Below are 394 nucleotides of genomic sequence, written 5' to 3'. Positions count from 1 at the left end.
CTGTTGTTTTGCTGCCATAATTAACCCCACTCATTCATATTATCAGAGATGTATTTCTCTGTCAAGGGTTATTTTAACATATTTTACTTTAAATTTAAAGCTTTGGAGCACTGTGAGGGAATCGAACCCACGACATTCGTTTTGCAGACGAAGCTGTTACCACTCCAGCAACAGTGCTTGGTCGAGGCAGCAGGATTCGAACCCGCGTAAAGGAGTTTAGAAGACTCCTGCCTATCCGCTAGACTATGCCCCGTTAATTCTGGTGCAGGTGACGAGACTCGAACTCGTAATCATTTAAGCGGGAGATTTTAAGTCTCCTGTGTATCTCCATTTCCACCACACCTGCAATCATCGTTCCTGAAATAAGATACATCAAAATCTTTTCCAAGAGCAG

At 42.9% G+C, this 394-nt stretch carries 3 tRNA genes; all 3 read right to left on the bottom strand.

Features of this window, described 5'->3' with window-relative positions:
- Positions 1–103: 103 nt before the first annotated feature.
- A tRNA-Cys gene (locus LACDD01_RS11340) sits at positions 104–177 on the bottom strand.
- Position 178: 1 nt separating this feature from the next.
- Positions 179–253: transfer RNA gene (locus LACDD01_RS11335), tRNA-Arg, on the bottom strand.
- A gap of 7 nt (positions 254–260) precedes the next feature.
- Positions 261–346: transfer RNA gene (locus tag LACDD01_RS11330), tRNA-Leu, on the bottom strand.
- Positions 347–394: the final 48 nt, after the last annotated feature.

It is taken from the genome of Lactococcus sp. DD01 (assembly GCF_001578715.1).
Classification (GTDB): Bacteria; Bacillota; Bacilli; order Lactobacillales; family Streptococcaceae; genus Lactococcus; species Lactococcus petauri.
The sequence above is the reverse complement of the archived record's forward strand: the minus strand, read 5'-3'. Positions and strand labels throughout refer to the sequence as shown.